Origin of the sequence: Pimelobacter sp. 30-1 (assembly GCF_018831735.1) — a bacterium.
In the GTDB taxonomy this organism is placed as follows: domain Bacteria; phylum Actinomycetota; class Actinomycetes; order Propionibacteriales; family Nocardioidaceae; genus Nocardioides.
In genome coordinates this window covers 22,691-42,840 of sequence record NZ_NHTS01000002.1, presented here as the reverse complement: position 1 = coordinate 42,840, position 20,150 = coordinate 22,691, and the positions used below count along the sequence as shown (strand labels likewise).

Below are 20,150 nucleotides of genomic sequence, written 5' to 3'. Positions count from 1 at the left end.
CGATCAGAGCACCGCGGGGTCCACCTCGTTGAACAGCTGGTCCCCGCCGGCGAGCAGGTCGAGCATCGGCGCGACCTTCGGGAGCTCGTGGGTGAGGAAGTAGCGTCCGGCCGCGCGCTTCCCGTCGTAGAACTCCCCGGTCGAGCCGTGCGCGGCGACGAGCTGGTCGAGCCAGGTCCAGGCGAGCACGACGTGCCCGGCCGCCTCGAGACCGGTGGTCGCGTTGACGAGCGCGGTCCGCGGGTCGCCCGACGCCCAGGCGGCGGCCACGGCGGCGACGAGCCCGTCGACGGCCTCCCCCACCCGCCCCGCGTACGACGTCAGGTCGGCGTCGCCGGTCGCCACCGCGCGGTCGATGCTCGCCCGGATGGTGCCGGCGAGGAGCTGGAGGCCGGCGCCGCCGTCCAGCACGAGCTTGCGCCCGAGCAGGTCGAGGGCCTGGATGCCGTGGGTGCCCTCGTGGATGGGGTTGAGCCGGTTGTCGCGGTAGAGCTGCTCGACGCCGTACTCGCGGGTGTAGCCGTAGCCGCCGTGGACCTGGATGGCCAGGTCGTTGGCGGCCAGGCACCACTGCGAGGGCCAGCTCTTGACGATGGGGGTCAGCACGTCGAGCAGCGCGCCCGCACGGGCCCGCTCCTCGGGTGAGGGGTGGGTGAGCTCGTCGTCGAGCAGCAGGGCGGCGCGCAGGACCAGGGCGAGCCCGCCCTCGACGTAGGACTTGGCGGCGAGGAGCATCCGGCGCACGTCGGCGTGCTCGGCGATGGCGACCGGCGGCGCGGCCGGGTCCTTGGCGCCGAGGGGGCGACCCTGGACGCGCTCGCGGGCGTAGGCGAGGGCGCGACGGTAGCCGGTGTACCCGAGGGCGACCGCGCCCGCACCGACGCCGACCCGGGCCTCGTTCATCATGTGGAACATGACCGCGAGGCCGCGGCCCTCCGCGCCGACGAGCTCGCCGACGGCGCCGGAGGTACCCCCGGGCAGGTGCGTGCCCTCGCCGAAGTTGAGGACCGTGTTGACCGTGCCGCGGAAGCCCATCTTGTGGTTGATCCCGGCCAGGGTGACGTCATTGCGCTCGCCGCGCTCGCCGGCGGCGTCCACGACGTACTTGGGGGTGGCGAACAGCGAGAGCCCCTTGACACCGGCCGGTGCGCCCTCGACCCGGGCCAGCACCAGGTGGACGATGTTGTCGCCGAGCTCGTGGTCGCCCCCGGAGATCCACATCTTGTTGCCGAACAGCCGGAACGATCCGTCGGGCTGGCGGACCGCGCGGGTCGCGACGTCGGCGAGGGACGACCCGGCCTGGGGCTCGGAGAGGCACATCGTGCCGAACCAGCGGCCCTCGAGCATGGGCGGGACGAACCGGGCGACCTGCTCGGGGGTGGCGTGCGCGAGCAGCAGGTTGGCGTTGGCCATGGTGAGCATCGGGTAGCCCGAGGTCGACACGTTCGCGGCCTGGAACCAGGCGAAGCAGGCCTGCTGGACCACCCGCGGGAGCTGGACTCCCCCGGCCTCGGCGTCCATCGAGGCGCCGATCAGCCCGGCGTCGGCGAACGCCTTCAGCGCGGTCGCGACCTCGGGGATGATCGTGACGCTCTCGCCGTCGAACTGCGGCTCGTGCTCGTCGCTGAGCGCGTTGTGCGGCGCGAAGTGCTCCGCGGCGACCTCGGCGGACAGGTCGAGCACGGCGTCGAAGGTCTCGCGGCTGTGGTCGGCGTACCGCTCGCGCTGGGTGAGGGCGCCGACGTCGAGCCACTCGTGGAGCAGGAAGGCGAGGTCGCGACGGGACAGCAGCAGGTCGGGGTCAGCGGCGGCGGGGCTCACCCGTCCAGTCTGTACCCGATCCTGGTGACGTCCGGGACCGCCCGGCCGCCCTAACGTCGAGAGATGGTCCGCGCCCGGCCCCTGACCTGCGTCCTCGACGGGATCCTCGTCGGGCTGCTGGGGAGCCTGCTGGTCTGCCTGCCGTGGCTCGGCAGCCCGAGCCTCACCCCGGCCGCCGGGCGCACCGCGCCGGCCGCCGCGATGGCGGCGGGAGTGCCAGGCACGCCGTCCTCCTGGGGCGGCAACGTGTTCGGCGAGCTGGGCGACGGGACGACGATGCCGCACCGCACGGCCGCGGCGCTGGCCGGGCTGGACGACGTGGTCGACGTCCACACCGGGCGCGAGCACGCGGTCGCGCTGCGGGCGGACGGCACGGTCCTGACCTGGGGCAGCAACCAGATGGGCCAGCTGGGGACCGGTCCGGGCGGCAACCGGCCGAGCCCGGCCGCGGTCGCCGGGCTGAGCGAGGTGACGATGGTCTCGACCGGGCACTACCACTCGCTGGCGCTGCGCGCCGACGGCTCGGTGTGGACGTGGGGCTACAACTTCGCCGGGCAGCTCGGCGACGGCACGACGACGACCCGCGACCGCCCGGTCCGGGTCAGCGGGACGCGGACCTACGGCTTCGTCGCGGCCGGGCGCGACATGAGCTATGCGGTCGCGACGGACGGCACCGTGTGGGCGTGGGGGCTCAACGGCGACGGCCAGCTCGGCGACGGTACGACGACCAACCGCACCACACCCGTCCGCGTCGGCACGCTCAGCGAGGTCACCCAGGTCGCCGGCGGGCGCGACCACGGGCTCGCGCTGCGCTCCGACGGCACCGTGTGGGCCTGGGGCTGGAACGCCTACGGCCAGGTGGGTGACGGCACGCTGACCGACCGGACCGCGCCGGTGCAGGTCACCACGGGGGCGAGCATGGTCGCGGCGGGCGCGCACCACTCCTACGCACTGCGCACGAGCGGGCAGGTGCAGGCGTGGGGCCGCAACTACCGCAACGAGCTGGGTGACGGCACCACGGCGCAGCGGACCCGACCGGTCACCGTCCTCGGCGTCTCCGGCGCCGTGGCGATCGGCTCCGGGCGCGACCACGGGCTGGCGGCGCTGGCCGACGGCACGGTCCGCGCGTGGGGCCAGAACTCGTCCGGCCAGCTCGGCGACGGCACGACGACGAGCCGCTCCTCGGCGGTCACCGTCGTGGGCGTCAGTGAGGCGACCCGGGTGAGCGGGGGCGCAGAGTTCTCGGTCGCCCTGTCCACCCCGTCCGGGCCGCCGCCCAACCAGCCTCCGGTGGCGCGCGCGGCGGCGGACTGCACGCTGCTGGCCTGCACGTTCTCGGCGGCCGGCTCGGGTGATCCGGACGGCGTGGTCACCGGCTACGCCTGGGACTTCGGCGACGGTACGACGGGCGCGGGCCCGAGCCCGGCGCACGACTACGCGGCGGCGGGCTCCTATCCCGTCACGCTCACGGTGACCGACGACGACGGCGCGACCGGGACCGCGACGACGACCGCGCTCGCGACCGAGCCCGGCACCGGTACGACGACCGAGCTGCGCGCGGTGACCGGGGTCAGCCGGAACGCGGCGAGCGCGGCGCTCGCCGTGCCGGGGGCGGTGCAGGCGGGTGACGTCCTCGTGCTGCTGGTCGCGACCAACCGGCTCGCCACGCTGACCACCCCGGCGGGCTGGACCCTGCTCGGCACCGTGACCGACGGCTCCGACCTGCGCTCGTGGGCGCTGACCAGGACGGCGGTCGCGGGCACCCCGGGCTCGACGGTGACGCTCACGCTCGACGCGACGAGCAAGGTCGACGCCACCCTCGCGGCGTACGACGGCGGCGGCGTGACGGCGACCGCCTCGCGCGTGGAGACCGGCACCGGCGCGGCCCACCTGACGCCCGCCGCGAACGTGAGCACCGCGGGCTCCCGGGTGGTCCAGCACTGGGTCACCAAGGTCAACAGCGCGCTCACCTGGACCGCACCGGGCGACCTGGTCGTGCGCCGTACCGGCACGGGCAGCGGGAGCGGCCAGCTCGGCGTGCTGACCGCGGACGGCGGACCGGCTCCGGCCGGCACCTGGGCCGCGCACACCGCGACGGCGAGCGTGGCGTCCGGCAAGGCGGTCGCCTGGACGGTCGTGGTCGCGCCCGATCCCTAGCCCGAGACCGGCAGTCCCGGCATCCCGGCCAGCGGCGCGCTCGCGACGGTCACCACGCCCACCATCCGCGCCCCGGCGCCGAGCAGGGTCGCGCCGTGGTCGGTACGCAGCGCCGAGCGCCCGAACTGCACCTCGAGGACACCGATCCGCAGCCGGCCGCCCTCGCGCACCAGCGCCACTTCCCCGCGGCGCGGGCGGCGGCCGGAGGAGACCAGGAGCTCGGTCCCCGCGGGCCAGCCGTGGGAGGCGAGGGCGTCGTTGCGGAGCCGGATGCGGACGTCCTCGTCGTCCCCCGCCACCGCGCGGGCCGCCGCCGGGGGTGCCTTGCGGGCAGCGGGGCGCGGCGCGGCCGGCTCCGGTGGGGGCAGGTCGAGCGGCAGGCACTCCTGACCCTCGGCGGCCGCCCGTCGTCCCGAACGCATGTTCGAAGAGTAGCGCCCGTACGCTGTCGCCGTGGAGCCCCTCGGCCAGTACCCGGACCCGACCCACGTCGTCGCGCACCTCAGCGACCCCCACCTGCTCGCCGATCGGCTGCTCTACGACGCGGTCGACACCGCCGCCCACCTGGAGCGCGCGCTGGCCCGGCTCCGGCGGCTGCCGACGCCCCCGCAGGCGCTGGTGTTCACCGGCGACCTCGCCGACCGGGCCGAGCCGGGCGCCTACGCCCGGCTGCGCGCGATCGTCGAGCCGGTCGCGGCCGACCTCGGCGCCGAGGTGGTGTGGGTGATGGGCAACCACGACGAGCGCCGCGCGTTCGGGCAGGCCCTGCTCGGCACCGACGACGACGCCCCACGCGACCGGGTGCACGACGTCGCCGGGCTGCGCATCGTCGCGCTCGACACCAGCGTCCCCGGCTGGCACCACGGCGAGCTCGGCGACGACCAGCTCGCCTGGCTCGCCGACGTCCTCGCCACCCCGGCGCCCCACGGGACGCTGCTCGCGATGCACCACCCGCCGATCCCGGTGCCGATGCTGCGCCTGGCCGAGCTGATCGAGCTGCACGAGCAGGACCGGCTCGCCGCCGTCGTCGAGGGCACCGACGTCCGGGGCATCCTGGGCGGGCACTTCCACTTCACGTCGTACTCCACGTTCGCGGGCGTGCCGGTCTCGGTCGCGTCGGCGTCCTGCTACACCTCCGAGCTCGCGCCCGAGGGGCGGATGGTGGCCGGGGTCGACGGGCACCAGGCGTTCACCATGCTCCACCTGTACGAGGACCGCGTGGTCCACTCGGTCGTCCCGGCCACCGACGCCGTCGAGGTGAGCGGACGCGGCGAGGAGCTGCTCGAGGCGTTCCTGGCGCTGAGCCCGGCCGAGCGGTTCGACCTCGTCGCCCGCAAGGACTCCCCGCTCAACAACGGATCCTGAGCCGCAGCCTCACCTGAGACGGGCGTCGATCTCAAGATCAGAGAGTGGCGAAAACGAAGAGTCGATGTAGGCCTCGTACTCGGCGGCCAGGTCACGATCGTGGTCCCGCGCATACTTGTTCGCCTGCTGCGCGTTGGTCACCTTCTTGTCCTTGTTCTGCTTCTCGATCGACTTCTTTGTGGGCTTGTTCGCTCGGCCGTCGCTCGTCCAGGTAGTTTGCTCCTCCTGGATGGTCTGAGTGGCATACCGGTGATAGAACGCCGTTGGGTCCATCACCAAGCGCCAGAAGATCCAGTCCTTGGGCACCAGCAGGAGGTGCTTGATCTCGCCGCCCGCGGAAGTGAACGTCGGCAGGTTCAGGGGCACATCGACCATCGTCGCGGTTCGGGAGTCCCAGGTTGGATACAGCTCCGACGACGCCGAGGCAGCGAGCGACGGATATCGGTCCATCATTTCGCCGGTGAAATCAGCAAGCACGTTGAACGTCACCCGCGTAGCGAGATCTGAGATCAGGTCACGATCGACCTTCTTGACGAAGAGCGGGACCCTCTCGAGCCGCGACAGAACTGCCGTTCGAATGGACGTCGTCGACCCTGTGCTCGTCTGTAGGGTCCGATTGAGAACAATCTGATCCCAAAGCTCTGCCCCGAGCCCCTCGCCGAAGCCCTTGCCCTGCGGCGGGCCGTCGCTGTAACCAAGGCAGGTCTCGTTCGGCTCATGCATCTGCTGGAGCAGGTTGCGCCCCTTCTGACGCTGGGCCTGGTTCTGCGATCGCGCGCAGGTCAGCACTTCCTCGAAGAAATCCACGAGTTGCTGGTGAGCCCGAACTGCATGAGCACTCGAGCTGTTGCGGATGGCACTGGGATCCAGGAAGAGCCGGTTGTCCCTGTCTACATCCACGTCGACGAACGGGACTGGCGCCGTGATTCCGAAGACCTTAGTTACACGTCGCGACATCAAACCTCCAGTGAGCCTCGCACAACGCCTTGAGACTAACAACAGGCAACAGGTCCATGTCACAGAATTCCAAACCTCATGTCTCTTGGCGTCGAAAGGGTTCCGGCGATCACTGCCGTCTAGAATGCTCGGACGTCATGCATGCACGCCCGTCCGACCGCCCGCGCCGGCTCCTGCTGGCCGTCGACGCGCCGTCCCTGCTGCACCGCAACCACCACGCACGCCGCCACACCCGGCTGCGCGACCGGACCGGCCGGCCCGCGTGGGCGCTGCACGGGATGCTGCGCCAGATCATCGAGTCGATCGATGCGTTCGCCCCGGACGCGGTGATCTTCGGGCTCGACGACCGCACCGCCTCGATCCGCCGCGACCACTACCCCGACTACAAGGCCGGGCGCGCCGAGAAGGACCCCGAGCTGGTCGACCAGCTCGACCGCGCGGGCGCGCTGCTCGACGCCCTGGGCCTGGCGACGCTGACCCCGCCGGGGCTGGAGGCCGACGACGTCAACGCCTCCGCGGCGACCTGGGCCGAGAACCACGACTGGAACTGCGTGATCATCACGTCCGACCGGGACTCGTTCGCCCACATCAGCGACCACACCCAGGTGCTGCGGCTGATCGACGGCGGCATCCACGGCTCGCCGCTGCTGAGCCCGTCCCGGATCCAGATGATGTACGGCGTCCCGGCCGACCGCTACCTGGAGTTCGCGGCCGTGCGGGGCGACGCGAGCGACAACCTGCCCGGCGTACCGGGCATCGGCGAGAAGACCGCCGCCACCCTGCTCTCCCACATCGGCTCGATGCGCGAGGTCTGGGCCGACGTCGAGCACGACGAGGGCCGCTCGGTGGTCGCCGCCCTCGACGCATGGGCCGAGGAGACGGGCGGACGCCGCATCGGCGCGACCACCCTCAAGCGGCTGAGCGCGCCGGGCGCGCGCGAGGTCTACGAGTTCAACCTGCGGATGATGGCCGGGCGCACCGACCTCGACCTGGGCCTGACCCCGGACGTGCCGGGCTCCCCGGGCCTGCTCCCCCTCGACATCGAGCGGGTCGCGCGGGTGGTCGGTCACCTCAACATGGAGGCGACGACCCAGCTCGCGCTGCGGGTGCTCACCGGCGATCCGGCGTCGGTGCCGCGCGGCTGACCGGCGGGCCGTCGCGCCCGTGGACCATCGCCCGGACGACGTCGCTGCGGCTGACCACGCCGACCACCTGGTCGGCGGCGTCCACCACCGGCAGGCTCTTCACCAGCCGGTCGACGAGCACCCGGCGCAGCGTGGCGACGTCGGTCTCGGGGTGCACCAGGACGACGACCGAGCTCATCGCATCGCCCACGGTCCCCGCCAGGTCACCGGCCCCGGAGCCGGACCCGGGGCCGAGCAGGTCCGCCTCGCTGAGCACCCCGACCACCCGGCCGCGCTCGTCGACCACCGGCAGCGCGGTGACCCCGTGCGCGGCGAGCAGGTCCGCCGCCGCGCGCAGCGGATCGCCGGGGCGGACGGTGATCGGGCTGGCGGTCATCAGGTCCCGTACGTGCGTGGCCATGGCTCCAGGCTCGCCCCGGCGAGGTGCGGGCGCGAGGGTCCGCGCGCCCGGCCGGGCGGGACCTAAGGCCCTCGGCGACCGGCACCCGCCCGAGCCTGCGCCATGATGGCCCGGTGAGCGACGACGCCCCCGACGGCCCCGTTCCTGCCCAGGGACTCACCGAGGTGCTGGCCCGGCGCTTCCTGACCACCGACGCCGCGCGCGCCGACAAGGTCGCGCGGTGGCACGCCCGCGGCCGCCGTACGGCGCGCGAGAACCTGGCCGACCTCGTCGACCCGGGCAGCTTCGTGGAGTACGGGCGGTTCGTGACCGCCGCTCAGGAGGGCCGGCGGGCGCTGGCCGACCTCGTGGTGGAGGCGCCGGCCGACGGGATCATCGGTGGCACCGCGACGATCGACGGGCGTCCGTGCGCGGTGCTGTCGTACGACTACCTCGTGATGGCCGGCACCCAGGGGATGCGCGGGCACCGCAAGTCCGACCGCCTCATCGAGCTCGTCCGGCGGATGCGGCTGCCCACGGTGTTCTTCACCGAGGGCGGCGGCGGGCGGCCCGGCGACACCGACCTGCCGATGGTCTCGGCGCTCGACGTGGGCTCGTTCGCGCTGTGGGGCGCCCTGGAGGGCGTCGTACCGCGGATCGCCGTGGTCTCGGGCCGCTGCTTCGCCGGCAACGCGGTGCTGGCCGGCTGCGCCGACCTGCGGGTGGCGACGCCCGACGCCAACCTCGGGATGGCCGGGCCGGCGATGATCGCGGGCGGCGGGCTCGGGCAGTTCGCGCCCGAGGAGATCGGGCCGGTGGCGGACCAGTCGGCCAACGGTGTGCTCGACGTGCTGGTCGAGGACGAGGAGGAGGCCGTGGCGGTGGTCCGCCGGCTCCTCGGCTACCTCACCGGGACCCGCGAGCCGGCCACCGCCGACCCGCAGGACGCGCTGCGCACGATGCTCCCCGAGAACGACCGCGAGGCGTACGACGTCCGCCCGGTCGTGACCGCACTCGCCGACCACGACAGCGTGGTCTGGCTGCGCGAGGGCTGGGCGCCCGAGCTGGTGACCGCGTTCGCGCGGGTCGAGGGGATCCCCGTCGGTGTGGTCGCCAACCAGTCGACCCACCTCGCGGGCGCGCTCACCGCCGACGCGTCGGCCAAGGCGGCGGACTTCCTCGAGCTGTGCGAGCGCTGGCGGGTTCCGGTGGTGTCGCTGGTCGACACCCCGGGCTTCATGGTCGGCCCCGAGGCCGAGCGCACGGGCCTGGTCCGGCACGCCTCGCGGATGGTGAGCGCGGGCGCCCGGCTGAGCGTCCCGCTCGTCGGGGTGGTGCTGCGCCGTGGCTACGGACTCGGCGCCCAGGCGATGCTGGGCGGCAGCACCCACCGGCCGCTGCTGACCGTGGCCTGGCCCGACGCCCACCTGGGCCCGATGGGGCTCGAGGGTGCGGTCCGGCTGGCGATGGCGCACGAGCTGGCCGCGCTGCCGGAGGACGAGCGCGAGACCGTCGTGGCCGAGCAGACCGCCGTGTTCCGCAAGAACGCCAGCGCCCTCAACGCCGCGCGGGTCTTCGAGATCGACGACGTGATCGACCCGGCCGAGACCCGCGGGGTCATCGCGGCGACGCTGCGCGCGGCACCGACCAGCTGAGGCTCGTGCCGCGGCCCGGCGCGGACTCGATGACCAGGCTGCCGCCACGCTGCTCGGCCCGGGCCCGGATGTTGGCCAGGCCGCTCTCGGCGCCGGCGCCGGTCATGCCGCGCCCGTCGTCGCGCACGGTGAGCACGATCCGCTCCCCCGCCTCGACGACGACCTCGACCGCGCTCGCGCCGGCGTGCCGGCTCGCGTTGGAGAGCCCCTCGGCCAGCACGGCGAGCAGGTCGGGCGCGATGTCGTCGGAGATCAGCGTCCGCACCGGCCCCTCGAACCGCAGCGCGGGCCGGAACTTCAGCGTCGCCGCCGCGCGGTCCACCAACCGGGTCACCTCGGCCTGGACGTCGCCCGCGGTGTCGACCGAGCTGAGCCCGAAGATCGCCCGGCGGATGTCCTTGATCGTGGCGTCGAGGTCGTCGACGGCCTGGTCGATCCGGGCCGCCGCGTCGGGCCGGTCCACCATCCGGGTCGTGCCCTGGAGACCGAGACCGACCGCGAACAGCCGCTGGATGACGAGGTCGTGGAGGTCCCGGCCGATCCGGTCGCGGTCCTCGAGGACGGCGAGCCGGCGCTGGTCCTCGCGCGCCGCGGCGAGCTGGAGGGTGAGCGCGGCCTGCTCGGCGTACGCCGCGACGAGCTGGGGATCGAGCGCGTGGAAGCGGTCCTCGTGCTCCGGGGTCCAGGCCAGCGAGAGCGTGCCGGTGACACCGGGCGAGGGCGCGAACGCGACCGTGAGCACCGGTCCGTCGTGGTCCGGCGCCTCCTCGTCGTCGGTACGGACCCACGCGGCGTCGGCATGGGCGACCTCGCGGGCGCGCTCGGCGACGGCGGCGCCCGGGTCGGTCCCGGGCTCGGCCAGCAGGGTCGCGATCTCGGCGCTCGCCCGGGCCCAGGACTCGCGGACCATCGTCTGCTCGTAGAGCCGGGCGTTCTCGATCGCCACACCCGCAGCGGCGGCCAGCGCGACGACGATCTCCTCGTCCTCGGCGGTGAAGTCCCCGCCGCCGGCCTTCTCGGTCAGGTAGAGGTTGCCGAAGACCCGGTCCCGGATGCGCACCGGCACCCCGAGGAACGAGCTCATCGGCGGGTGGTGCTCCGGGAACCCGTACGACGCCGGGTGCTCCGCGATGTCGTGCAGGCGCAGCGGCTCGGGCCGGTCGATGATCAGCCCCAGCAGGCCGTGCCCCGTCGGCAGCTCGCCGATCTCGGCGGCCAGGTCGTCGGCGATGCCGTGGTGGACGAACGTCCGCAGCCGCCGCTGCTGGCCCGCGCTGAGCACGCCGAGCGCGGCGTACCGGGCATCGACGAGGCGCGAGGCGATCGCGACGATCCGCGACAGGACGCCGTCGAGGCTCAGGTCGGCGGAGATGGTCACCACCGCGTCGAGCAGCAGCTGCAGCCGGGCCTGCTGGTCGAGGGCACCGTGCATCCGGTCCAGCACTGCGCGGACCAGGTCCTCGAACTCCACCTCGTCGAGGTTCACGGCCGTCACGCTAGCAACCCCCGCACCTCGCACCAGCAACCCCCGCACTTCGCGCCAGCAACCCCCGCACCTCGCGGCGGGACCAAGGACCCGCGCGGTGGGGACCCCGGTACCTGGCGCCCGGCCCGGCGCGGCGCGAGGGTGGAGAGGTCCCCGTGGAGGAGGTGGTTCCGGTGCCGATGTCGCCGTCGCAGCCGGGCAGGCTGGTGGAGCTCAGCGAGCAGGAGTGCTGGGACCACCTCGGGTCGCGGCCGGTGGGCCGCATCGCGTGGGCGGGGCCGCACGGCGTGAGCGTCGTCCCGGTCAACTTCGCCGTCAAGGACGGTGCCGTCGTGCTCCGCACGTCGCCCTACGCACAGCTGGCGCGCGAGTGCGTCGACCACGAGGTCGGCTTCGAGGTGGACGTGGTCGACCTCGTCACGCACAGCGGCTGGAGCGTGCTCGTCCAGGGACGCTGCACGCGCGAGCGGCAGGCGTCGCAGGCGCCGACGCCGTGGGTGACCGGTCCGCGCACGCTGGGCCTGCGCATCGAGCCGCGCACGATCAGCGGACGGCGGCTCACGCCTCCGGACGCGGAGCGTTCTTGACGGCGTAGATCGCGGCCTGGGTGCGGCTCGACATGCCGAGCTTGGCCAGCAGCGAGGAGACGTAGTTCTTCACGGTCTTCTCGGCGAGGTGGATCTCGCGGGCGATCTGGCGGTTGGTCAGGCCCTGCCCGATGAGGTCGAGGATCCGCAGCTCCTGCTCGGTCAGGGAGGCGAGCTCCTTGTTGACCGGCGGGCCCGAGCGGATCCGGTCGAGCACCTGGGCGGTGACGGACGGGTCGAGCGTCGACTGCCCGGCGGCCACCCGGCGCACGATGTCGAGCAGGTCGTGACCACGCACCTGCTTGAGGACGTAGCCCGCGGCGCCCGCCATGATCGCGGAGAAGAGCGCGTCGTCATCGTCGTACGACGTGAGGATCAGCGCCTTGATCGACGGGTCCTGCGAGCGGACGTCGCGGCACACGTCGATGCCCGAGCCGTCGGGCAGGCGCCCGTCGAGGATCGCGACGTCGGGTCGCAGGGCCGGGATCCGGCGCGTCGCCTCCTGCGCGGAGTCGGACTCGCCGACGACCACGATGTCGCCCTCGCTCTCGAGGAGGTCGCGGATGCCGCGGCGGATCATCTCGTGGTCGTCGAGCAGGTAGACCCGGATCGCTTCGTCACTCACCTGACCCACGGTAGCCGCGCGAGGCCCGCGCGGGTGGGGACCGGGCACCCGTCAGCTCGGGACCTTCGGCCCTCCCGCGGGGCGCGCCCGGCCGCGACAGTGGACGAGGAGAGGAAGGACCGCGCCATGAGCAGCCCCGCAGTGCCGCGCACCGAGATCGCCCCGGCGAGCATCGTCGAGCGGCTCGTGTCGTTCGCCTGCCTGGCGCCGAGCGTGCACAACACCCAGCCCTGGCGCTGGCGGTACGCCGACGGGGTGCTCACGCTGCGCGCCGACCTCCGCCGCCGGCTGCCCGCCGAGGACCCGCGCGGGCGCGACCTCACCCTGAGCTGCGGGGCCGCGCTCCACCACCTCCAGTTCGCCGCCCGGGCGCTGGGGTGGGAGACCGACGTCGTGCGGCTGCCGCCGGGAGCCGACGAGAGCGTGCTCGCGCAGGTCCGGGTGCTGCGTGCCGGGCGGTCCCCCGTCGTCCCGCAGGACCTGGCGCTGCTGCGCACCCGCTGCACCGACCGGCGCCGGTTCACCGCCTGGCCGGTGCCCGCGTACCGGCTCGACGACCTGTGCCGGCTGGCCGCGCCCTGGGGCGTGGCCGCCGCCGCGATCGCCGACGACGGCGCCCGGTTCCGCCTCGAGCTGCTCGCCAACCAGGCCCTCAGCGAGCTCGGGCTCGACCCCGGCCGGCAGGCCGAGCAGGACCGCTGGATCGGCCGCTCCGGCGCCGACGGCATCCCCGCGGCGCTGCTGCCCGACGACCCCGACCCGCTCCTGGCCCGCTCCCGGTTCCGGCCCGGGCTGCTGGAGGACACCCGGATGGTGCTGCACGGCGGCGACCGGGTGATCGCCCTCGGCGGCCCGTACGACGACGTGGCCGGCTGGCTGCGCACCGGCGAGGCGATGAGCGCGCTGTGGCTGGAGGCCACGCGCGAGGGGCTCTCCGTCGTACCGATGAGCCAGCCGATCGAGGTCGAGAGCACCCGGCGCGAGATCGGGCGCTCCGTGCTGCGAGGCGCCTTCGAGCCGCACCTGCTGCTGCGGGTGGGCTGGCAGGCGATCGGGCGCAGCGAGCTGCCGCGCACCCCGCGACGGCCGCTCGCCGACGTCCTCGACTCCTGACCCCGGGCCTGGGCCTGGGCCTGGGGGCCGAAGGTCCCACAGGACGGGGGATTCCGGCCGTGGGCGCACCACCTCCGCGCTTCCTAGCGTGAACGCGTCAGCACCCGCCCTCTGCCAGGAGCACCCGTGGACCCGACCGACATCGCCCGGTGGCAGTTCGCCATCACGACCGTCTACCACTTCCTGTTCGTCCCGATCACGATCGGGCTCTCGGCGATCATCGCCGGCTACGAGATCACCTGGCTGCGCACGCGCGACGAGCGCTGGCTGCGGCTGACCAAGTTCTTCGGCAAGCTGTTCCTGATCAACTTCGCGATCGGTGTGGTGACCGGCATCGTGCAGGAGTTCCAGTTCGGCATGAACTGGAGCGACTACTCCCGCTTCGTCGGCGACGTCTTCGGCGCACCGCTGGCGGTGGAGGGCCTGCTCGCCTTCTTCCTGGAGTCGACCTTCCTGGGCCTGTGGATCTTCGGGTGGGACCGGCTCAGCCCCCGGCTGCACGCGGCCTGCATGGTGCTGGTGCACGTCGGGACGCTGTTCTCGGCGTACTTCATCCTCGCGGCGAACTCGTGGATGCAGCACCCCGTCGGCTACGCCTTCAACCCCGAGACCGGGCGCGCGGAGATGAACGACTTCGCCGCCGTGCTCCTCAACAAGGTCCAGCTCGTGACCTTCCCGCACGTGGTGCTGTCGGCATACATGACCGGGGCGGCGTTCGTCGTCGGCGTCGCGCTGTGGCACCTGCGGCGGGCCCGCACCGACGAGGACCGCCGGCTCTACCGGCCCGCCGTGCGCACCGGCGCGTGGATCGTGCTCGTGGCCGCGCTGGGCGTGGTCGTCAGCGGCGACATCCAGGGCAAGATCATGACCGAGGTCCAGCCGATGAAGATGGCCGCCGCCGAGGGCCTCTACGAGACCGAGGCGCCCGCCGACTTCTCCGTCTTCCAGCTCGGGACGCTCGACGGCGAGCACGAGACCTTCTCGATCAAGGTGCCCGGGCTGCTCTCCTTCCTCGCCACCGGTACGACGGACGGCAAGGTCGAGGGCATCAACGAGCTGCGCGAGAAGTACCGCGAGACCTACGGCGCCGACCCCGGCGCGGCGTACTACTCCCCCGGCGACTACACGCCCGTGATCCCGCTGACCTACTGGTCGTTCCGGCTGATGATGGGCCTGGGCATGGCCGGCGCGGCGATCGCCGCCTGGATCCTCTGGGCCACCCGGCGCGGCCGCGCGCCCGCCGGCCGTACCGTGCTCGCCGCCGCGATCGCGCTGCCGTTCCTGCCGCTGCTCGCCAACTCCTTCGGCTGGATCTTCACCGAGCTGGGCCGCCAGCCGTGGGCCGTCTTCGGCCTGATGACCACCGAGCACTCCGTCTCCCCCGGGCTGAGCACCGGCGAGGCGTGGACCTCGCTCATCGCGCTCACCGCCGTCTACGGCGTGCTCGCCGTCGTCGAGGTGCGGCTGATGCTCACCTGGATCCGCAAGGGCGCCGAGGAGCTGCCCGCCCCGGCGGACGACACGGACCGACCTGGCGAGGACCGTCCGCTCGCCTTCGCCTACTGAGACCGGGAGACATCGCGTCATGGAGCTCACCACCGTCTGGTTCGTCCTCATCGCCGTCCTCTGGATCGGCTACTTCACCCTCGAAGGCTTCGACTTCGGCGTCGGCATGCTGCTGCCGGTGCTGGCCCGCGACGACACCGAGCGCCGCGTCATGATCAACACCATCGGTCCCGTGTGGGACGGCAACGAGGTGTGGCTGCTCGTGGCCGGCGGCGCGACGTTCGCGGCGTTCCCCGAGTGGTACGCGACCTTGTTCAGCGGGTTCTACCTGCCCCTGCTGCTCATCCTGCTGGCGCTCATCGTGCGCGGCCTCGCGTTCGAGTACCGCGCCAAGCGGCCCGACGCGCGCTGGAAGAGCCGGTGGGACCTGGCGATCATCATCGGCTCGTTCGTGCCGTCGCTGCTGTGGGGCGTGGCGTTCGCGAACATCCTGCGGGGGGTGCCGATCGACGCCGACCTGGAGTACGTCGGCGGGTTCTTCAACCTGCTCAACCCCTACGCCCTGCTGGGCGGCCTGACCACGCTGGCGCTCTTCGTCACCCACGGCGCGCTCTTCGTCGCGCTCAAGACCGACGGCGAGATCCGGCACCGGGCCCGCCGCCTGGCGATCCCGATGGTCGGGGTCAGCGCGCTGCTCGCGGTGGCGTTCCTGGCCTGGACCCAGCAGCAGACGGGCACGGTCGCCTCGGCGGTCGCGTTCGTGGTGGCGGCCCTCGCCCTGGTCGGCGCGGGGCTGGCGGCCCGGGCGGGCCGCGAGGGCTGGGCGTTCCTCGGCACGTTCGTCACGATCGGGCTGGCGGTGGCGGGGCTCTTCCTCGCGCTCTTCCCCGACGTCATGCCGACCACGCTCGCCGGTGGCACCAGCCTGACGACCACCAACGCGGCCGCGACGGCGTACACGCTGAAGATCATGACGGTCACCGCGGTCGTCTTCACGCCGCTGGTGCTGGCCTACCAGGGCTGGACCTACTGGGTCTTCCGGCAGCGGATCGCCACCCACCACATCCCGCCGGCCCCGGTCGAGACCGCCGCGGCGCCGACCCGATGAAGCCCTCGGACCCGCGCCTGCGCGCGCTGCTCGCCCCCGCCCGCACCGGCCTCGCCGGTGTCGTGGCGGCGGGCGTGCTCGGCGGTCTCGTGGTGATCGCCCAGGCCTGGGCCGTCGCCGGGCTGGTCGTGGCGGTGCTGCGCGACGAGCCCCTGGGCGGCTGGATGCTGGCGGTCGCCGGCGTCCTGGCGCTGCGGGCGCTCACCGGCGCGGCGGCCGACCTCTGCGCGGCCCGCGCGGCCGCCGTGGTCAGCACGACGCTGCGCCATCGGCTGGTCCGCACCGCCGTCGACCGGCCGGACGCGACGGCCGGGTCCGGCGAGGTCGCCGTCCTCGCCACCCGTGGCGTCGCGGCGGCCGAGCCGTACGTCACCCGCTACGTCCCCACCCTCGTGGTCGCGGCGGTGCTGCCGCCGCTGACGGTCGTCGTGATCGCGACGCAGGACCTGCTCAGCGCGGTCATCGTGCTGTGCACCCTGCCGCTGGTGCCGGTCTTCGGCGCCCTGGTCGGCCTCGCCACCCGCGACCGTGCCGAGGAGCAGTGGCGCGCGATGGCCTCGCTGTCGGGGCACTTCCTCGACGTCGTACGGGGGCTGCCGACGCTCGTCGCGCACCGCCGCGCCCGGGCCCAGTCCGGCCGGATCGCCGAGGTCACCGACCGCTACCGGCGGGCCTCGCTCCGCACCCTGCGGATCGCGTTCGCCTCGTCCGCCGTCCTCGAGCTCGTCGCGACGCTCTCGGTCGCCCTGGTCGCGGTCACGGTCGGCGTCCGGCTGGCGTCCGGGTCGATCGAGCTGCCGACGGCGCTCGTCGTGCTGCTGCTCGCGCCGGAGGCCTACTGGCCGCTGCGCCGGGTCGGCGCGGAGTTCCACGCCGCCGCCGAGGGGGCCGCCACGTTCACCGAGGCGCACGACCTCCTCGCCGCCGGTACGACGGCCCCGGTCCTCGACGCCCCCGCACCCCGGCACGCCCCGCTCGTCCTCGACGGCGTCGGCGTCACCTACCCGGGCCGGGCCGTGCCCGCCGTCCACGACGTCTCCGCCCTGGTCCCCGCCCGCGGGATCACCGCACTGGTCGGCCCCTCGGGCTGCGGCAAGTCCACGCTGCTCGCGGCGGTCGCGGGCCTGCGCCCCGTCTCGACCGGCACGATCACCGCCGGCGGGCACCCGGTGGGCGGGCCGTCCTGGCAGGCCCAGGTCGCCTGGCTCCCCCAGCAGCCGCGGTTCGTGGCCGGCAGCGTCGCCGACAACCTCCGGCTCTCGCGCCCGGACGCGGACGACGCGCTGCTCTGGTCGGTGCTGCGCGAGGTCGCGCTCGAGGAGCGGGTCCGCGCGCTCCCCCACGGGCTCGCCACCCCGCTGGGTGAGGACGGCGCCACCCTCTCGGCCGGCGAGCGCGCCCGGCTGGCCCTGGCCCGGGTGGTCCTGGCGGACCGGCCGTGGGTGCTGCTGGACGAGCCGACTGCCCACCTCGACGACCTCACCGAGCAGGTCATCGCCGACACGATCGTCGCGCTGGGCGAGCGCAGCGGCGTCCTGGTCGTCGCGCACCGGCCCCGGCTGGTCGGGCTGGCCGACCACCGGATCGTGCTGCCGGCGCCCGCTCCCGCGCCTGCCCCGGCACCGGCCCCCGCGGCCGTCGTCCCGTCGGCGCTCCCGGAGCCCGTCGCCGCCCAGGCCGACCTCGACGGCTCCGGCGAGCGCCGGATGCTCGCCGGTGCCGCCGTGCTCGGCGCGCTCGCGTCGGCCTCCGGTGTCGCGCTCACCGCGACCGCCGGCTGGCTGATCGTCCAGGCCTCGACCCGGCCCGCGGTGCTCACGCTGCTGGTCGCGGTCGTCGGGGTGCGGGCGTTCGGCCTGGCCCGCCCGGTGCTCCGCTACGCCGAGCGGCTGCGCTCCCACGACGCCGCCCTGCGGATGCTCGCCCGCCGCCGCGTCGAGGTGTACGACGCCCTCGTCCCCCTGGTCCCCGCCCGGCTCGGTCACCTCGGCCGGCGCCGCGGCGACGTGCTCGCCAGCGTCGTCGACGACGTCGACAGCGTGGTCGACCGGCAGCTGCGGGTCCGGATGCCGCTGGTCCAGCTCGCCCTCGTCGGCCTGCTCGCCACGGCCGTCGCGACGCTGCTGCACCCGCCCGCCGGACCTGTCGTCGCCGGCGCCGCGCTGACCGGCGCGCTCGCCTTCGTCGTGGCCCGCCACGGCGCCCGCAGCGCCGAGCGCCGGCTGGTCGGGCTGCGCGCCGAGCTGTCGGCGTCCGTCGTCGAGGCGGTGCAGGTCGCCGACGAGCTGCGCATGTGGCAGCGCGGCCTGCCGACCGCCGACCGGGTCGCCGCGACGAGCGCCCGGATGGGTGTCGCCGCGACCACCGCCGCCCGCTGGCTGGCCGGCGCCCGGGCGCTCGTGCTCCTCGGCAGCGGGGCCGCCGTCGTCGGCGCCGCCGCGGTGAGCGCCGGTGCCGTCGCGAGCGGGACGCTGTCCGGCCCGGTGATGGCGCTGCTGGTCCTGCTCCCGCTCGCGCTCGCCGACGTGGCGCTCCCCTGCGCCGACGCCGGCCTGCTCGCCGCCCGGACCGCCGCGGCCGACGACCGCCTGCGCACGCTGGAGCGCATCGCGCCCGCGGTGGCCGACGTCCCCGGCCGAGCCGACGCGGACGGTCACGACCTCGCGCTCGACGCGATGACCGCCCGCTGGGAGACCCGCGCCCCGCTGACCCGGCCGGTGTCGCTGGACCTGCGCCCGGGCGACCGCGTCGCCGTGGTCGGTCCGTCGGGCTCCGGCAAGAGCACGCTGGCCGCGGTGCTGCTTCGCTTCCTCGACCCCGCGGGCGGTCGCGCCGCGCTCGGGGGCGCGCCGCTGGAGCACCTCGCCCCCGACGACGTACGGCGCCAGGTCGGTCTCGTCGACGACCACCCCCACGTCTTCGCCACCACGGTGGCCGAGAACGTCCGCCTGGCCCGGCCCGGCGCGAGCGACGCCGACGTCGAGGCGGCGCTGCGCCAGGCCCACCTCGGCCCCTGGCTCGACGCGCTGCCCGACGGGCTCGGCACCTGGGTCGGCACCGGCCACGGCGACGTCTCCGGTGGCGAGCGCGCGCGGATCGGCATCGCCCGCTCGCTGCTGGCCGACCAGCCGGTGCTCGTCCTCGACGAGCCGACCGCACACCTGGACCACGCGACGGCCGTCGCGCTGGCGGACGAGGTGCTCGGCGGCACGCGCGGCCGCTCGGTCCTGTGGATCACGCACACCGCCGCCGGGCTCGACCTGGTCGACCGGGTGGTGGCGCTCGACGTACCGCTGGGGGCCGAAGGTCCCGGCACCCCGAGGGCCTCGGGCCGTGGTCCGCGACCCCCGTCCGGGAGGAGGGTGGAGCCATGACCACCATCGACCCGTCCAGCATCATCGTCGCCGCGGACGGCTCCGCGGACTCCGACCGCGCGGTGCAGTGGGCCGCCGAGCAGGCGTTCCTGGAGCGCCGGCCGCTGGTCGTGCTGACCGCCGTGGGCATCGCCGGCGTACCGGCGGTGTCCTGGGCCGGGATGGGCGCGGCCTACGCCTACCAGCCCGACGACCTGCTCACCCACGGCCGCGCGATCGCCGACGACGCCCGGGCCCGCGCCGAGCACCGGCACCCGGGCCTGGCGGTGAGCACGGTCGTCCAGGTCGGCGACCCCCGCCAGGTGCTCGTCGACCTGTCCCGCGGCGTGCACCTCATCGTGATGGGCTCGCGCGGGCGCGGGCTGTTCCGCAGCAAGCTGCTCGGCTCGGTGAGCGCGTCGGTCAGCCGCGACGCCGCCTGCCCGGTCGTCGTGTGCCGGCCTGGCGCCGAGGACCGCGCGCCCGGCGAGGGGGCCGGCCTGCTCGTCGGCGCCGACGGGACGCCGGAGTCGCTGCCCGTGCTGGAGCACGCCTTCCGGCTCGCCTCGCTGCGCGACCTGCCGCTCACCGTCATGCACTGCGTGTGGGAGCAGCCCGGGCCGACCGAGGAGCACCGGCTGCTGCTGGGCGAGAGCATCGCCGGCATCCGCTCGGCCTATCCCGAGGTGCCCGTCGAGCTCCGCCTCGCCAGTGGCCTGGCCGAGGAGGCCCTCGCCGCCGAGAGCGTGCGCTGGGACCTCATCGTCGTCGGCCGGCACCCGGTCGACACCTTCCTGCGCCTGCTCACCGGCGCCGTCGCGACGACGCTCGTCGAGCGGGCGCAGACCACCGTGGCCGTCGTCCCCCAGGCCGACCCGGCCCCCGAGAGCTGA

Annotated in this window: 16 protein-coding genes; 10 read left to right on the top strand and 6 right to left on the bottom strand. The window is 74.4% G+C overall.

Annotated elements, in window-relative coordinates; translation table 11 throughout:
- Positions 1-3 precede the first annotated feature (3 nt).
- Complete coding sequence (locus CCO04_RS04640) at positions 4-1,821, bottom strand: acyl-CoA dehydrogenase (RefSeq protein WP_308281126.1); 1,818 nt, start codon at positions 1,819-1,821, stop codon at positions 4-6.
- Between the two features lie 63 nt (positions 1,822-1,884).
- Between CCO04_RS04640 and CCO04_RS04635 the strand changes: the two genes are divergently transcribed.
- Entirely contained in the window at positions 1,885-3,978 is a 2,094-nt protein-coding gene (locus CCO04_RS04635; protein WP_215812952.1) for a PKD domain-containing protein, read from the top strand.
- Here the strand turns inward: CCO04_RS04635 and CCO04_RS04630 are convergent.
- Positions 3,975-4,400 carry a hypothetical protein gene (locus CCO04_RS04630; RefSeq protein ID WP_215812951.1) on the bottom strand — a complete coding sequence of 142 codons (426 nt, stop codon included), beginning with the start codon at positions 4,398-4,400 and terminating at the stop codon, positions 3,975-3,977. The two genes, CCO04_RS04635 and CCO04_RS04630, sit on opposite strands and share 4 nt — an antisense overlap.
- A gap of 31 nt (positions 4,401-4,431) precedes the next feature.
- On the opposite strand from CCO04_RS04630, the gene CCO04_RS04625 reads away from it, so the two are divergent.
- The gene (locus tag CCO04_RS04625; protein WP_215812950.1) at positions 4,432-5,343 is read left to right on the top strand and encodes a metallophosphoesterase; all 912 of its coding nucleotides are present in this window, start codon (positions 4,432-4,434) and stop codon (positions 5,341-5,343) included.
- A gap of 9 nt (positions 5,344-5,352) precedes the next feature.
- Here CCO04_RS04625 and CCO04_RS04620 read toward each other — a convergent pair whose 3' ends face one another.
- Positions 5,353-6,150: a hypothetical protein gene (locus tag CCO04_RS04620; protein WP_215812949.1), complete on the bottom strand. Its 798-nt coding sequence runs from the start codon at positions 6,148-6,150 to the stop codon at positions 5,353-5,355.
- Between the two features lie 287 nt (positions 6,151-6,437).
- Between CCO04_RS04620 and CCO04_RS04615 the strand changes: the two genes are divergently transcribed.
- A complete protein-coding gene (locus CCO04_RS04615) occupies positions 6,438-7,445 on the top strand; it encodes a 5'-3' exonuclease H3TH domain-containing protein (protein WP_215812948.1) in 1,008 nt (335 codons plus the stop codon).
- On the opposite strand, the gene CCO04_RS04610 is transcribed toward CCO04_RS04615, so the two are convergent.
- Positions 7,411-7,845, bottom strand: a complete 435-nt coding sequence (locus CCO04_RS04610) for an HPP family protein (RefSeq protein WP_215812947.1) — start codon at positions 7,843-7,845, stop codon at positions 7,411-7,413. The genes CCO04_RS04615 and CCO04_RS04610 overlap by 35 nt on opposite strands.
- A 113-nt stretch (positions 7,846-7,958) precedes the next feature.
- Between CCO04_RS04610 and CCO04_RS04605 the strand changes: the two genes are divergently transcribed.
- Entirely contained in the window at positions 7,959-9,479 is a 1,521-nt protein-coding gene (locus tag CCO04_RS04605) for an acyl-CoA carboxylase subunit beta (protein ID WP_215812946.1), read from the top strand.
- Here the strand turns inward: CCO04_RS04605 and CCO04_RS04600 are convergent.
- Positions 9,442-10,965, bottom strand: coding sequence for a GAF domain-containing protein (locus CCO04_RS04600; protein WP_308281125.1), 1,524 nt, complete (start codon positions 10,963-10,965; stop codon positions 9,442-9,444). The two genes, CCO04_RS04605 and CCO04_RS04600, sit on opposite strands and share 38 nt — an antisense overlap.
- 179 nt (positions 10,966-11,144) lie before the next feature.
- Here CCO04_RS04600 and CCO04_RS04595 point away from each other — a divergent pair, with 179 nt between their 5' ends.
- Positions 11,145-11,552, top strand: a complete 408-nt coding sequence (locus tag CCO04_RS04595; RefSeq protein WP_252372791.1) for a pyridoxamine 5'-phosphate oxidase family protein — start codon at positions 11,145-11,147, stop codon at positions 11,550-11,552.
- Here CCO04_RS04595 and CCO04_RS04590 read toward each other — a convergent pair.
- On the bottom strand, positions 11,524-12,177 hold the full coding sequence (locus CCO04_RS04590) for a response regulator transcription factor (protein ID WP_215812944.1): 654 nt from the start codon (positions 12,175-12,177) through the stop codon (positions 11,524-11,526). The genes CCO04_RS04595 and CCO04_RS04590 overlap by 29 nt on opposite strands.
- Before the next feature lie 126 nt (positions 12,178-12,303).
- Here CCO04_RS04590 and CCO04_RS04585 point away from each other — a divergent pair, with 126 nt between their 5' ends.
- The 5 genes from CCO04_RS04585 (at position 12,304) to CCO04_RS04565 (ending at position 20,150) form a co-directional block, all read left to right on the top strand.
- Positions 12,304-13,290 (top strand): hypothetical protein, encoded by a 987-nt coding sequence (locus CCO04_RS04585; protein ID WP_215812943.1) that lies wholly within the window; start codon positions 12,304-12,306, stop codon positions 13,288-13,290.
- 126 nt (positions 13,291-13,416) lie between these two features.
- Complete coding sequence (locus CCO04_RS04580) at positions 13,417-14,856, top strand: cytochrome ubiquinol oxidase subunit I (RefSeq protein ID WP_215812942.1); 1,440 nt, start codon at positions 13,417-13,419, stop codon at positions 14,854-14,856.
- Positions 14,857-14,875: 19 nt separating this feature from the next.
- Positions 14,876-15,904 (top strand): cytochrome d ubiquinol oxidase subunit II, encoded by a 1,029-nt coding sequence (gene cydB, locus CCO04_RS04575; protein WP_215812941.1) that lies wholly within the window; start codon positions 14,876-14,878, stop codon positions 15,902-15,904.
- Entirely contained in the window at positions 15,901-19,278 is a 3,378-nt protein-coding gene (cydD, locus tag CCO04_RS04570; RefSeq protein ID WP_215812940.1) for a thiol reductant ABC exporter subunit CydD, read from the top strand. The genes cydB and cydD overlap by 4 nt, the downstream gene beginning before the upstream one ends.
- A complete protein-coding gene (locus CCO04_RS04565; RefSeq protein WP_215812939.1) occupies positions 19,275-20,150 on the top strand; it encodes a universal stress protein in 876 nt (291 codons plus the stop codon). The genes cydD and CCO04_RS04565 overlap by 4 nt, the downstream gene beginning before the upstream one ends.

Excerpts from the sequence above, each read along its gene's own strand:
- CCO04_RS04635 (WP_215812952.1), top strand. The coding sequence starts at position 1,885 with ATGGTCCGCGCCCGGCCCCTGACCTGCGTCCTCGACGGGATCCTCGTC.
- CCO04_RS04610 (WP_215812947.1), bottom strand. The coding sequence starts at position 7,845 with ATGGCCACGCACGTACGGGACCTGATGACCGCCAGCCCGATCACCGTC.
- CCO04_RS04565 (WP_215812939.1), top strand. The coding sequence starts at position 19,275 with ATGACCACCATCGACCCGTCCAGCATCATCGTCGCCGCGGACGGCTCC.
- CCO04_RS04630 (WP_215812951.1), bottom strand. The coding sequence starts at position 4,400 with ATGCGTTCGGGACGACGGGCGGCCGCCGAGGGTCAGGAGTGCCTGCCG.
- cydD (WP_215812940.1), top strand. The coding sequence starts at position 15,901 with ATGAAGCCCTCGGACCCGCGCCTGCGCGCGCTGCTCGCCCCCGCCCGC.
- CCO04_RS04615 (WP_215812948.1), top strand. The coding sequence starts at position 6,438 with ATGCATGCACGCCCGTCCGACCGCCCGCGCCGGCTCCTGCTGGCCGTC.
- CCO04_RS04585 (WP_215812943.1), top strand. The coding sequence starts at position 12,304 with ATGAGCAGCCCCGCAGTGCCGCGCACCGAGATCGCCCCGGCGAGCATC.
- cydB (WP_215812941.1), top strand. The coding sequence starts at position 14,876 with ATGGAGCTCACCACCGTCTGGTTCGTCCTCATCGCCGTCCTCTGGATC.
- CCO04_RS04595 (WP_252372791.1), top strand. The coding sequence starts at position 11,145 with ATGTCGCCGTCGCAGCCGGGCAGGCTGGTGGAGCTCAGCGAGCAGGAG.